Source organism: Pseudomonadales bacterium (assembly GCA_013215025.1).
Taxonomy (GTDB): domain Bacteria; phylum Pseudomonadota; class Gammaproteobacteria; order Pseudomonadales; family DT-91; genus DT-91.
This window is the reverse complement of the sequence record JABSRR010000123.1, coordinates 1-13053: the sequence shown is the minus strand read 5'-3', so window position 1 is coordinate 13053 and position 13053 is coordinate 1. Positions and strand designations below refer to the sequence as shown.

Below are 13053 nucleotides of genomic sequence, written 5' to 3'. Positions count from 1 at the left end.
AACCGCAGTTCGGCACCCAACATCTGCAGCAGATGTAGATTGGCCGCATAAATAAAGCTGAATGCCGCATCTTTGGCGATGGCAATTCTCTGCCCTTTTAACAATGGCTCAGGCACCGGGGTTTCAGCCGGCAAAAACTCAACGGCAGCTATGGTATTAAGCCACTGCATCACGCCTGCTTGCTCAAGCCAGTCGGCCCCGGCGTTAAAACGCTGCTCCAGTTCATCACTGACTTCATCAGCCTGCACCAAGCCCAAGTGACGCTCAGGCAGGGCAACCTGATCAGAGCGCGCAAGGCTACACAGCAATGGCAGCTGGTCGGGCAAGGCATCTGCAATCAACTGGCGATGACGAGCAGAACCGCAGTTATTGGCAATCAAACCTAACACATCAACATCATCGCGGAATGACGCCAGCCCGGTTGCAATCGCAGCAGCCGTTTGTGCCATGCCTTTTACATCCATCACAATTGCGAGGGGCAAATTAAATAATGCCGCCAAATCGGCACTGGATGGCTCACCATCGAACATCCCCATAGCGCCCTCAACGATGATTAAATCAGCGTCTAACGATGCTTGGTATAATGCTTGTTGGCAATAAGCCTGTCCAGCCATCCACAGGTCTAACTGCACAACCGGATGCTGCGATGCCTGTGCTAAGATTTGCGGATCGAGATAATCGGGTCCGGTTTTAAATACTTTGACCGATTTGCCTTGGCGCTGAAGTAAGCGTGCGAAAGCTGCAGTAATTGTGGTTTTACCCTGTCCCGAGGCGGGTGCAGCTAAGAAAATGGCTGGACAATAACTTGGGCGGCTCAAAATTCAATCCCTGCTTGGGCTTTGACCCCTGAGCGAAAGGCATGTTTTTCATCTTGCACAATCGAAATCGTATCGGCAATCTCCTGCAAAGGCAGCGCCATAGTGCGACCTGTCACAATTACCGACTGCATTAAGGGGCGAGACTGTAATGCATCAACAACGGGTAACACCGGCAAGTAATCGTACTTAAACATATAGCTAAGCTCATCGAATACCAATAGATCATAGCTGTCATCTTGCAACAGTTGCTCAGCTTTTTGCCAAGCTTGTTGAGCAGCCGCGATGTCTTGCTCACGATCCTGCGTTTCCCAAGTAAATCCATGCCCCATGACAAACCAATCGACCTGCGGGTGATCTCTGAATAATTTGAATTCGCCGGTTTCAAGCCGGCCTTTAATAAACTGAATTACAGCACATTTTTTACCATGCCCCAGTGCACGAGCCATCGTGCCAAACGCGGAACTGCTTTTACCTTTACCATTACCTTTAAGCAGAATGAGCACACCACGCTGCTCGGTTGCCTTGGCAATTTTTGCGTCCATCACGGCTTTTTTACTCGCCATTCGGTTTTTATGCTGGGTATCTGTCATAAAGTTCTCATCGCTTGCTTAGCTCGCAACCTCGCAACCTCGCAACCTCGCAACCTCGCAAAAAAGTACCGCCTAGGCACTCAGATTCGCATTAAGCTGCATATATTGCGCCTGCAGTATTTCAGCTAACTGTTTTGATTTTCCGCGTCTTACCTGCGATTGCTCGCTATCCACAACAATGCTGTCGCCATCGAGCTCATGCTGAAGCGATAGCTGCTGCACTCGCCCATCGGTGATAATGGTATTTTTAAATCGCACCGAGGCATCTTTACGCTGCTGTTGCAGCTGAAACTGTCGCATCTCTGCCAAGGCCTGATTGAGCGGCGTACCACCGGCAGCACTTATGCGATTCAGCTCTGCCAGCATTGACTTTGGCGCACGGCGCAGATCAATCAGCTTACTGACCTGTTGATTTCCAAAACCTAACAGCATGAATTGCTCACGCGCCAAATAGGCCTGCTGCGCAAGCTGTAAAATCAAACCCTTAGCTTTAGCAAACGCGCGGTTATCCAAAACCGATGCCGATGTATCCAGCAACACTAGGTTTACTACTCGCTCACCCCGTTTACGCTTAGCATAGTGCAAGGTTTTAAATGGCCGCTTACCGTAAGACGCGAGCAAGGTCTTAAACCAGCTAACCTTATCACCAGCCTGTTGCGACATATAGCCACGCGGCGCAAACTGTTGTGCCTGCCTGCTGCCCGCACTATTTAATGCATTGATAGCAGCGACTTGCGTATGCGGCAGATTCTGCGCTGCAAAAGCTAAAGTCATATCGTTAGCCTCGAGTAACTGCTGCTCAGCTGGCATGCTACCCCAATCGCCTTGCGCCTTTGAGTCTGCTGTTGCTTGCGATGCAGCAGAATGATCGCTGGGTCGTTGAAACGGCGATGATGAGCCTGAGGCTCCTGTATTAGGTGGTTCTGTTTTAGGTGGTTCTGTATTAGATGGCTTTGAATGAGGTGGCGCGGAATTAGGCGGCTGCTGGTCATGACGCCGATGTGACAAGACTAGCTGCTCGACAGCTTCAATATCATCTATCTGCACCTGCCTGCGCGCCGCTAAACTGGCATGCGCTAAAGCTGCCTGCAGCCAGACGATATCGGCACGCAAGCCATCAACGCGCGCATCGAGGCATTTCTGTGCAATAAGTTGACGTAACTCTTGTTCACAGACCACTTCCGTCAATAAGCGCTGCGCCGCAACAATTTGCTGCTGCAGTTGCTGTTGCTGAGNCTGGTATTGCTGACAAAAGCCAAGCGGGTCACGATCGAACTGTTCACGCTGGCTAACAATAAACATACGATCATCAACACTGTATTGATTATCCAGCGCAACATGCAAGCCAAATCGATCTTGTAACTGTGGCCGCAGTTCCCCCTCATCCGGGTTCATTGTACCCAGCAAAATAAAATTTGCCGAATGCTGATGACTAATGCCGTCGCGTTCGACAATATTGACACCGCTGGCCGCCACATCAAGCAGATGATCAACCAAATTATCCGGCAGCAGATTCACTTCATCAAGGTATAAGATACCTTGATCAGCTTTTGCCAATAGCCCGGGCTGGAACTTTAATTGATCGTTATCTAACACCTGTTGTAAATCTAAGGTGCCTACCAGCATCTCTTCGCTGGCGCCCAGCGGTAAGGTAACAAATGGCTTAGTTTGACCGGTGTCCAGCGGTAAAATATCCGCTAAGGCACGCGCCAAGGTTGACTTAGCCGAACCACGGGGGCCGCTAATCAACACGCCGCCGACTAGCGGATTGACTGCAGCAAGCAATAGTGACAGCTTAAATAAACCTTGCCCCTGAACCGCTGCAAACGGAAACGCTGGTTTAGCCGTTGGCATAATCTGACTGCTGGTTTGCATGCGCAGTTAAGATCCAACGATTCAGCGCCCAGGCTGAAACCAAGCCAAGGCTTAACCAAAACAATAGATTTGCCGCACCGCTGGCGACAATAAACTCCTGATGAAGACGATTTAAATTGGCCAAGGCCTCCGCATCAGGGTGATTAAACGCTGCCCCAGCATGATGCGGGATAGGCAGCAAATAAGGGAACACCAGCGCAACAACACCAAGCACTTTGTACCAGCGTGGCGCAAACGCTAGCACTAATAAACCCAGCATCACNGCCAGCACGGTAAATAGCCACCAAGCCTGGCGGAAAGCAATTGGCTCAGCTTCAATGCCTGGAATTTCAGGCGGCAACCCCAAACCTGGCGCGACAAAAAACGCGACAAAGCCTGATAAGCCCCAGATTAGCCCTTTTACTGGACTTAATTGCGTTAATCCCTGTAGCTGCAATTGCGACATCAATGCCAGCAGCACCGCAGCAAAGCCAATGCCCGCGGAGATATTTGAGATAATGGTAAACTGCGTTCGCTCAGCACCATCTGCTGGCGCCCAAGCCTCATCGCTATGCTCGTGATCGTGTGATTCGGGTATTTCGTAGGTTTCAGCAGCATAAATAATTGGATTCACTGAATACACTTGAATCGCACTTAATATTAAGCCAGCAATCAGGCCGACAAAAATGGCGGTAAAAATCGTTCGTCTAAAAATCATGTTTTATCCCTACACTGACGCAAAAAACCCAAGTCCTAAAGGCTTGGGCCGTAAATCATTGAAAGAGTAGCACTGTGCTGTCAATTAACGAGACAGCAGAGTTAGCCGCAGTTTTAGTGGCAAGGAAAAGCTAGCGCGTGACGGGTATCATGCGCCGCATTGTGCGCGGCTTCCATCGGTAAAAAGCCAACGGCAAATAAGATTAACGCGCCAAAGGCCATGGCCGATAAATTCTGCAACAGCGGTGATAAAGCAGACTGTGNCTGAACGGACTGTTGAGCTGAAACTTGAGTAGTCATGAATTTTCCTTATGCACCCACCGTGCAAAAAATTTTAGCAAACTGTTAAGGCCGGTCTTCGGGCTCCAAGAGTGTTGANTCGGCTTACGCCTTCCCAGTCAAAGCCAGTGGCGATGTAAACCGCTCTTATTACCGATGCGGGGGCAGCGATGGAGTTAAACCATACTTCCCGATTATCTGCTGAAAAACCCGAAGCAAAGCTTTCTGGCTATAAGCAGCACCTAAACAGGCTGTAATTTTAGCAGCATCAAGACAGAATGTGAATGCTACATACGTCGCAATTGATAACGTGATTGATCCACCTTGGCAGAGTTGCCAATACTGACACATTGATAACCTTGTTGCTGTAACCAGGCGTTAAAGCGACTTTGATACAGCTGCTGACGAAATTGTTGATAGCTGCAGAGCCGATCAGCCTCAATCCATACGTATAAGTCTTGCAGCGAGAACTCAAGGCTGCCTTGCTGCAAGCGCATACTGCCAAGCAGCGCTACCTTTTGCGCCCCCTGCAGTTCAGGGTCAGCCTGCAAAAGCGCGGCAAACTTTGCCTGCAGTTGCTCAATCATTTGCTGTTGCGAGTTCGCATTGCTGCAGCTCAACATTAGCTTCAGCAATGATTTGCCATTTTTGTTCGCGACTAAGGCGCTTAATCGCCGCCTCACGTTTTGAAGCCAAGGCTCGATTAGCAAACGTCTCGGAATAACAAATGCGACTCGGCTGATGCGCGCGAAAATATCGGGCACCGCGTTTAGCCAGAGATTTTGGCGTGCCTGTAAATGCTGCAGAGTGCTCGCTGAAACGTCGCTCAATGTCAGTGCTGATACCGGTATAAAGTTGGCCGCTGACGGTCTCAATCATATAGACAAACCAACACATCAAAAGCAGCCCCTAAGCCTTTGCTGAATGCTGAAATAATTAGCCATCACGCTCAGCATGCATTGGATTGGGCATGGGCTCAAGCAAGCTGAATCTTGGCTGCAGCACACCATTGCGCTCAACGCTCTCAGTAAACATCGATAATGGTCGCAGCCAAAGCCCAAATTCGCCGTAAAGGGCACGATAAACAACCATCAGCTCTTCCGTCTCGCTATGTCGCGCAACTTCATAGACGCGATATTTAGCACCTTTGTAGTGCTGATAAATACCGGCAGGTAAATCATTTTGCATAGAAAAAACGAACTCGCCCGAGCCTAAGTTAAAGAATAAACGGAATAATAACCTTGCGTGACGCAGGGTATTGCTCACCAAATTTTTGCTTGTACCACTGATGCTGCTGAAACGCGCGTGGGATTAAATTTGCCATGGTCACCAATAACACAAATACCGCACCTAAATTCCAAGTGGCAATGGCAAACCCTGTAAATGAAATAATCTCGGTAAAGTAACTAGCATTCGTCACATACTTGAATAAACCACCTTCGGGAATGCGATACACTTTTTCACCGCTGGCCACTTCTTGCTTACTGCGCAAGTTACGAATAATCGCATCAGAGTGCAGGTTGCCAAAATAGCCGATAAAATAGATCAGCATACCAATAATAAAACGTGGGTCAGTAAACCAGTCAAGCGTGAATTGATCTGAAAGCTCGGCAATAAACACCGCATTTAAATAGCCATGCAGGGCCGTGACAAACCATCCGGCCACCACAATCATCACGCTGAAACTGCCTTTTGCGCCCTTGGCCACGCGCATAAGCATCGGAAAAACAAAGCCACGATTGCCGTAGTGAATCAGCCAAATACCTAAAAAGAATAGCGGCACGGCCTGCAGGCTATGCTGACCTGCAAAATAAAAAATTAAAAACGAGAGCGTGGCCGGCAGCTCCATCAAAAACCAGCCCCATTTAGGCGAAAAATTGAAGCCAACATCACCTTTTGACAGCTTGCCGTAGGGCGCCTGCATAATAAAGCCACCGATTACAATCAGCGCCACATAGCCAAACGCAATTTTTAAAACCAAATTATAAGTATCAGGCTGTAGTAAATAGTCCATTCGGAACCCTTATATCATGTCGATTTTTTTATAATTTCTAAACGAATCGTATCGTAATTTCTAAAACTGACACAATCAGTTTTTGATGACGGTGTTTTAAGATTGACCCAAACGGTCAGTTTCGCTATGGTTCGCCCAGATTATCTTCCTGATTACATACCACTGCAACTATGGCCGGCAAGAAAAAACTCTCATTTGAACAAGCACTGGATGCGTTAAACACTACCGTGGCCGCAATGGAATCTGGCGAACTCTCTTTAGAGCAGTCGTTAGCGGCGTTTGAGAAAGGCATTGGCCTGATCAAAGACTGCCAGGCGTCACTGGATGCAGCCGAGCAGAAAGTGCAGCAGCTCATCGAAACGCAGCAGGGTTTTGACACCAGCGACTTTACTCTCGACGAGTAAATATTTATGCAGCTTGACACTTATTTAGCCTCGGCCAAAGTGCGCGTTGACGAATGCTTAAGCCAGGCGATTGATCAGCAGCTAGAAACAACGGCGGCATATCCCAATAGCCTACAGCGCCTCGCAGAAGCCAGCCATTACGCCACTGCCAATGGCGGCAAGCGTATCCGCCCGGCATTATTTTTCGCCACCTTGGACGCCTTGGAAGAAACGGGTTTAATCATGCCCAACGCTGAAGACTGTGCTCTAATTGCTAGCAGCATAGAGTGTATTCACAGCTATTCTTTAGTGCACGATGATTTACCCGCGATGGACGATGACGATCTTCGCCGTGGGCAAGCTAGCTGCCATATCGCTTACGATGAAGCTACCGCGATTCTGGTTGGCGATGGCTTGCAAGCGCTTGCTTTCGAGTTATTGAGTCAAACCCAGCTACCGGCGACGATTCAAATCCAGCTGGTTCAGGCACTGGCTCAAGCAGCTGGTAACCAGGGCATGGTAGGCGGTCAGGCGATAGATTTAGCGAGCGAAAATCAGACCATCACGCTCACTGCATTAGAACAGCTGCACCGCTTAAAAACCGGCGCCTTAATTCGCGCCGCGGTACTGATGGCGGCTATTAGCATGAATGCTAGCCCCTCGCAGCGCGATGCATTAGCGCAGTTCGCCAACGCCGTAGGGCTTGCGTTTCAGGTGCATGACGATGTGCTCGATATCGAGTCGGACACCGCCACGCTAGGCAAGACCCAAGGCGCCGATCTCGCTTTGAATAAATCTACCTACCCAAAGCTTATCGGCTTAGCCGCAGCTAAAGCAAAAGCCTCGGCACTGCTGCAACAAAGCTTGGCCGCTCTTGATCAACTTGGCGGCGACGCTGAAGCGCTTCGGATGATTGCGCGCTTTGCTGTAGAAAGACAGCACTGAACAAGGTTTTTTAAAGCCAAGCCTAACTAAATCAGGTAAAATCGCGCGGTTTTGACGTATAGATCATAGCCTTACTATGCTAAGCATGATGAAACACTCGCTTGATATTCTTGGGGATTTTTTGTGACGCAACGCGAATTTAGCGACATACCTAGCCGCCGACCAGTGACTACGCTACTTGATAGCATTGAGTCGCCCGCCGACCTACGTGAATTGTCAGCATCGTCATTAATCACCCTAGCGGATGAGCTGCGCGAGTTTCTGCTTTACACCGTCGGACAAACCGGCGGCCACTTTGGCGCAGGCTTAGGTGTGGTAGAGCTAACGATTGCCCTGCATAAAATCTTCAACACCCCTGAAGACCGCATCGTGTGGGATGTTGGGCACCAGTGCTACCCGCATAAAATCCTAACCGGGCGGCGTGAGGCGATGGCCAGCCTTAGACAACAAGGCGGTATTGCAGGCTTCCCAAAGCGCAGCGAATCAGCGTTTGATACCTTTGGCGTGGGTCACTCCTCGACCAGCATTTCTGCCGCTCTAGGCATGGCAATTGCCAACGCGAATAAAAATGATGATCGTCACTGTGTTGCCGTTATCGGCGATGGCGCAATGACTGCAGGCATGGCTTTTGAAGCGCTCAATCATGCCAGCCACAGTAATGCTAATTTGCTGGTCATATTAAATGACAATCAAATGTCGATTTCTAAAAATGAAGGCGGTTTAGCCAGCTATTTTGCCAAAATCTGGGCCAGTAAAACCTATTCCAATGTGCGCGAAGGCGGCAAAAAAGTGCTGTCGCATTTACCGCAGCCCGCACAGGAGCTGGCGCGCAAAACTGAAGAACACTTAAAAGGCATGGTTAGCCCCGCTACGCTATTTGAAGAGCTGGGCTTTAATTATATTGGCCCGATGGATGGCCATGATCTGCCGCTATTGCTCAACACGCTGAATAATATGCGCGAATTTAAGGGCCCACAGCTGCTGCATATCATGACGCAAAAAGGCCAAGGCTTTGCCCCAGCAGTCGCAGACCCTATCGGCTACCATGCGATCAGCAAAATCGCTGCCGCCAGTGAGCGTCAGCAGCCTGCGCAAAATGCTGTGAAAGCTCCGAAATATCAAGATGTTTTTGGTCAGTGGCTATGTGATACCGCCGCCGAGGATCAACAGCTTATCGCAATTACCCCCGCCATGTGCGAGGGCTCTGGTATGTTAGCCTTCGCCCAGCAATACCCAGAACGCTTTCATGACGTTGCCATCGCCGAACAACACGCGGTTACCTTTGCTGCAGGCCTCGCCTGCGACAACAGCAAGCCAGTAGTGGCGATTTATTCAACCTTTTTACAACGCGCTTATGATCAGTTAATTCATGATGTAGCGCTGCAAAATCTAGATGTATTATTTGCCATTGATCGCGCCGGCCTTGTCGGTGAAGACGGCCCCAGTCATGCCGGCAGCTTTGACCTAAGCTACTTACGCTGTATTCCTAATATGCTGATCGCAACACCCTCGGACGAGAACGAAACCCGGCTGCTGCTAAACAGCTGCTACCATTATCCTGGCCCTGCGGCTGTGCGCTATCCGCGTGGCCAAGGGACAGGTGTAATCATGGATGCTGGCAATCAACGGCTTGAAATTGGTAAGGCCAAACTGCTGCGCGAATCCGATCAGCCGCAGGTATTAATAGTTAACTTTGGCACGCTCTTAAAAAATGCCTTACCAGCCGCCGAACATTTTAATGCCACGGTCTTAGATATGCGTTTCGTGAAACCGCTGGATACTGACGCCCTGCAACAGCATATTGCCGCCGCCGAGCTGGTGGTAACCCTGGAAGAAAATGCCGTGATGGGCGGCGCCGGTTCCGCTGTGGTTGAATATATGATGCAGGCTGAGCTCATAAAACCTGTGCTGCAGCTTGGCCTACCCGATCAGTATATAGACCACGGCAAACACAGTGAGTTACTGCAGCAATGCGAGCTCAGCAGTGAGGCTATCACGGCCCGCATCGCGGCAAAACTCGAAGCCCACTAAGCGGCCTGAATCGTTTTCAGGGCCGCAATGCGCAAATCTAGCGGCGGATGCGAGGCAAAAGCCTTGGCCATACTGCGTTTAAACCCCGGCGAAATACCAAATGCCTGCATGGCTTCTGGCATATCAGTCTGCAGCGACTGCGTGTCCGTAACTGGCTGCTCATACTCACGCTGCAACGCCTCTAATGCACTGATCATCGCCGCAGGCGAGGTTAATGCCGCCCCTGCCGCATCGGCTCGGTACTCACGAAAGCGCGAAAACCACATCACAATCATTGAGGCAAATACTGCTAATACCATTTCAATCAGCATGACCATCATATAATAACCAATGCCGCCCGAACGTTCATTTTTGAACACCATGCGATCGATAGCGGTGCCGATAATTCGCGCAAAAAACATCACAAACGTATTTATCACGCCCTGCAGCAGGCTTAAGGTCACCATATCTCCATTGGCAACGTGACCTACTTCATGCGCTAATACCGCCTCTACCTGCTGACGATTCATTTTTTGTAGTAAACCCGCACTGACCGCTACCAGAGCATTATTTTTATTCCAGCCGGTGGCGAAGGCATTCGATTGCGCGCTGGGGAATATACCAACATCGGGCATGCCAATGCCGGCTTGCTGCGCAAGACGCTCGACGGTTGCAACTAGCCATTGCTGCTGCGCCGTTTGTGGCTCGCTAATCAACTCAACCTTAGCGGACCACTTAGCCATTGACTTCGACATCAGCAAGGAGATCATCGAACCGGTCATGCCAAATACGGCACAAAAAATCAGCAAGCTAGTAAGATTGAGACCGCTGCCAGATTGATCGAGATAATGCTGCACGCCCAAAATATTCAGGGTAATACTGGCCACCAGCAAAATCGCTAAATTAGTCAAAATAAATAATGCAATACGCATAAATAGTACTCCGTTAAACTGGCTTGATCTTNTCTATCTATATACCTATCTATGGTCGATATGCAAATTTTAAAGCCTATTCTGCCAATTTATTAGCGCTGTGTTTGTGCTGCAAATGCACGACATAAAAAAACCCGCATAATGCGGGCTTCGTCGATGAGCGCTGCTTAAGCAACGAGATTTAAGCAATCTTCTTTAATATAACTGGCAGACCATCAGCCGTTTTCGGCAGCGGGAAGCTTTCCATTTTAGGGCTGTAGTTGTCAGGCAGTGTCCACTCATATTTAAGCAGGAACTGATGCATAAAGCATTTGACGATCATATTCGCGAAATGCATGCCGATACACTTATGTGCACCGCCACCAAATGGCATCCAGGCAAATGAATGCGACTTATGCTCTTCACGCGGAGGGGCAAAGCGCATCGGATCAAACTTCAGCGGCTCGCTCCAGTACTCTTCCATATAGTGATTATAGATAGGCGGCACATAGATCACCGTATCGGCTGGCACATGATATCCGCCGATCTCGCAATCTTTGGTGGTGCGACGCTGCATAATCGATACTGACGGCGCTAAACGCAGGCTTTCTTTAAACACATACTCCATCATCTCAACGCGATCTAAGTCATCGTACTCAAGATAAGGCTTGTTTAAACTGCGTGCTTCTTCACGCAACTTTTCTTGCCATTCAGGGTTTTGCGCGGTGTAGAGCAACACATGGTTCAGCGTTGAGGTGGTGGTATCGTGCGCTGCAAACAGCAAAAATGAGGCCTGTGGGATCAGGTCTTCATTTGAGAAATACTCACCGTTGTCTTGTTTTTCTTTCACCATATGCGAGAGCATATCTTTGCCGTCGCCGGCACGACGCTGAGGAATAATGTCTTCAAAATATTGCTCTAAATAACGCGCACCGTTTTTGCCGCGATGGTATTTAAACGGCGGCATATCCAGCTTCACCAGGCCCAATAAGCCTTCCTCTGAAATATCTAAAAAGGCTTTATTCAGCTTATCCATCTCGGGGCCTAGCTGCTCTACACCGATAAATACCGTGGCACCAATGTCTAGAAGCGTCTTTTTGATTGCCGGGAAGAACAAGAAATTTTTCTCTTGATCCCAACCCTGCATATTGCTCTCAAAAAGCGGGTTCATAATATTGGTGTATTCGCGCATTTGATCATTTTTAAACGCGGTCTGAAACATCCGGCGCTGCACACGGTGATCATCGTGATCTCGTAGTAACAGTGCTTTGCGATAGAAATTAGCTAAGGTGGTGTCATAACCCATCTGCGCCGAGAAGCACTTATCTTTATCAATATAAATTTGCTTGTAATTTTCAGGCCCTACCACTAATAAACCGGGCAGGCCGCCAATTTTGGTCTTAAAAACCTCGCCATGCGCTTTGTAATTGCGGTCAACATAGCCATAAAGGTCGTTTAATAACTCAATCGTATTACCGATATAGGGGATCCAGCCGTAGCTGCCTGGCACATGGTCGAGTTTTTTATTATTTGGTCTAGACTGATAAGACAGGTCTATTTCGGCTTTAGCACCCATTGAAATCTCCAGTATTCTGAGTGAGTTAGACTACTTTAACGCCTACGCGAATAACAATTAGGCAAAAGCGGTAAAGTAGGTGAAAAATTGCGCCAATCTTAGCATGGAAAATCTGTCTAAAAGATTAAGCGTCGTTCATTCTCGAACATTTGTTCGACAAGGGAAGTATATATGGTTGATTCGAATCCACAAGCTCCACTACAATCTATTACATATCGGCATACTTTAAACAGCAGCCAGGACGATGCTGCGCAGTTTGGCCACCTTTTGGCTGATCAGGGATATGATATGCACCAGACACAGCTTTCAAGTCGCGATTTTAAGTCCGCACTGCTCGATAGCAAGGTGTGCGACTTAGACAGTTTCTTATACGCCAGCGAGGCTTTCTTAAGCCAAAATTGCCGCTTGTTTGAACAAGCATTGTCAGAACAGCAGTCATTGCTGATGCAAGCGGCCAAACAAACTGACGATATTTCCAGTAAAGAGCAGCTGATTGATGCAATCGATATCTGCCAACGCGATGCGCCGGCGATCATCAGCCATTTTATTGCAAGGTTTTGCCATCAACTTCAACAGCTGTTGGGCTCAGCTACTCCCGCCAAAGCCAGCCTAGAAAGTGAAACCAGTCCTAGCATGCTGGCCAAACAAAGCCTGATTGCAAACTGTCATCGCTATTATGGCGAGCAACTTTCTGATCAAAGTCGCCTGCTGCAGCAGATATTACCCAAGCTTGAGATCAGTCAAGCTAATAACCCCTTCGCACCCGCCCTATTGGTCGACGCTGCTTGTCAAAGCCTGTTAGCACAGTCATTCAGCGAAGAAAGCCTGGCAAATATTATTAACAGCCTCGATTATTTTTGGTTTGCGAAATTAAAATCTGTTTATCAAAGCTTTAGCGACATGCTTAGAGAGCCGCAATATGCACAGCATAATGACGTAGTAGGCAACAACTCGGT

15 protein-coding genes and 1 riboswitch are annotated in these 13053 nt (G+C 48.8%); of the genes, 4 read left to right on the top strand and 11 right to left on the bottom strand.

Translation table 11 applies throughout. The features are described from left to right. The 9 genes from HRU21_08945 to HRU21_08905 form a co-directional block, all read right to left on the bottom strand. Nucleotides 1-818: cobyrinate a,c-diamide synthase (locus HRU21_08945; GenBank protein ID NRA42417.1), on the bottom strand; the 818-nt coding region annotated here is incomplete at its 3' end. Further along, a complete protein-coding gene (gene cobO / locus HRU21_08940) occupies nt 815-1408 on the bottom strand; it encodes a cob(I)yrinic acid a,c-diamide adenosyltransferase (protein ID NRA42416.1) in 594 nt (197 codons plus the stop codon). The genes HRU21_08945 and cobO, both read right to left, overlap by 4 nt. A 72-nt stretch (nt 1409-1480) precedes the next feature. After that, on the bottom strand, nt 1481-3262 hold the full coding sequence (locus HRU21_08935; protein ID NRA42415.1) for an AAA family ATPase: 1782 nt from the start codon (nt 3260-3262) through the stop codon (nt 1481-1483). Then, nucleotides 3249-3980 (bottom strand): CbtA family protein, encoded by a 732-nt coding sequence (locus HRU21_08930; GenBank protein ID NRA42414.1) that lies wholly within the window; start codon nt 3978-3980, stop codon nt 3249-3251. Before HRU21_08930 ends, HRU21_08935 begins: the two co-directional genes overlap by 14 nt. Before the next feature lie 113 nt (nt 3981-4093). Further along, nucleotides 4094-4279 carry a CbtB-domain containing protein gene (locus HRU21_08925; GenBank protein ID NRA42413.1) on the bottom strand — a complete coding sequence of 62 codons (186 nt, stop codon included), beginning with the start codon at nt 4277-4279 and terminating at the stop codon, nt 4094-4096. Between the two features lie 31 nt (nt 4280-4310). After that, nucleotides 4311-4519: riboswitch (cobalamin riboswitch) on the bottom strand. A 26-nt stretch (nt 4520-4545) separates the two neighbouring features. Continuing rightward, complete coding sequence (locus HRU21_08920; GenBank protein NRA42412.1) at nt 4546-4845, bottom strand: hypothetical protein; 300 nt, start codon at nt 4843-4845, stop codon at nt 4546-4548. After that, complete coding sequence (locus tag HRU21_08915; GenBank protein ID NRA42411.1) at nt 4838-5155, bottom strand: GIY-YIG nuclease family protein; 318 nt, start codon at nt 5153-5155, stop codon at nt 4838-4840. The genes HRU21_08920 and HRU21_08915 overlap by 8 nt, the downstream gene beginning before the upstream one ends. 39 nt (nt 5156-5194) lie before the next feature. Continuing rightward, nucleotides 5195-5446, bottom strand: a complete 252-nt coding sequence (locus tag HRU21_08910; protein ID NRA42410.1) for a DUF1653 domain-containing protein — start codon at nt 5444-5446, stop codon at nt 5195-5197. Between the two features lie 28 nt (nt 5447-5474). Then, nucleotides 5475-6272 carry a 3-oxo-5-alpha-steroid 4-dehydrogenase gene (locus tag HRU21_08905; protein NRA42409.1) on the bottom strand — a complete coding sequence of 266 codons (798 nt, stop codon included), beginning with the start codon at nt 6270-6272 and terminating at the stop codon, nt 5475-5477. Nucleotides 6273-6442: 170 nt separating this feature from the next. On the opposite strand from HRU21_08905, the gene HRU21_08900 reads away from it, so the two are divergent. From HRU21_08900 to dxs, 3 genes are all read left to right on the top strand, one after another. Further along, nucleotides 6443-6676: an exodeoxyribonuclease VII small subunit gene (locus HRU21_08900; protein ID NRA42408.1), complete on the top strand. Its 234-nt coding sequence runs from the start codon at nt 6443-6445 to the stop codon at nt 6674-6676. A 6-nt stretch (nt 6677-6682) separates the two neighbouring features. Next, entirely contained in the window at nt 6683-7600 is a 918-nt protein-coding gene (locus HRU21_08895) for a polyprenyl synthetase family protein (protein ID NRA42407.1), read from the top strand. Between the two features lie 123 nt (nt 7601-7723). Continuing rightward, complete coding sequence (gene dxs / locus HRU21_08890; protein ID NRA42406.1) at nt 7724-9631, top strand: 1-deoxy-D-xylulose-5-phosphate synthase; 1908 nt, start codon at nt 7724-7726, stop codon at nt 9629-9631. Here the strand turns inward: dxs and htpX are convergent. Together htpX and HRU21_08880 are read right to left on the bottom strand one after the other, a co-directional pair. Continuing rightward, on the bottom strand, nt 9628-10542 hold the full coding sequence (htpX, locus tag HRU21_08885) for a protease HtpX (GenBank protein NRA42405.1): 915 nt from the start codon (nt 10540-10542) through the stop codon (nt 9628-9630). The genes dxs and htpX overlap by 4 nt on opposite strands. A 181-nt stretch (nt 10543-10723) precedes the next feature. Then, on the bottom strand, nt 10724-12097 hold the full coding sequence (locus HRU21_08880; GenBank protein NRA42404.1) for a cytochrome P450: 1374 nt from the start codon (nt 12095-12097) through the stop codon (nt 10724-10726). 171 nt (nt 12098-12268) lie between these two features. Between HRU21_08880 and HRU21_08875 the strand changes: the two genes are divergently transcribed. Then, the coding region (locus HRU21_08875) for a hypothetical protein (protein NRA42403.1) at nt 12269-13053 on the top strand (785 nt) is incomplete at its 3' end.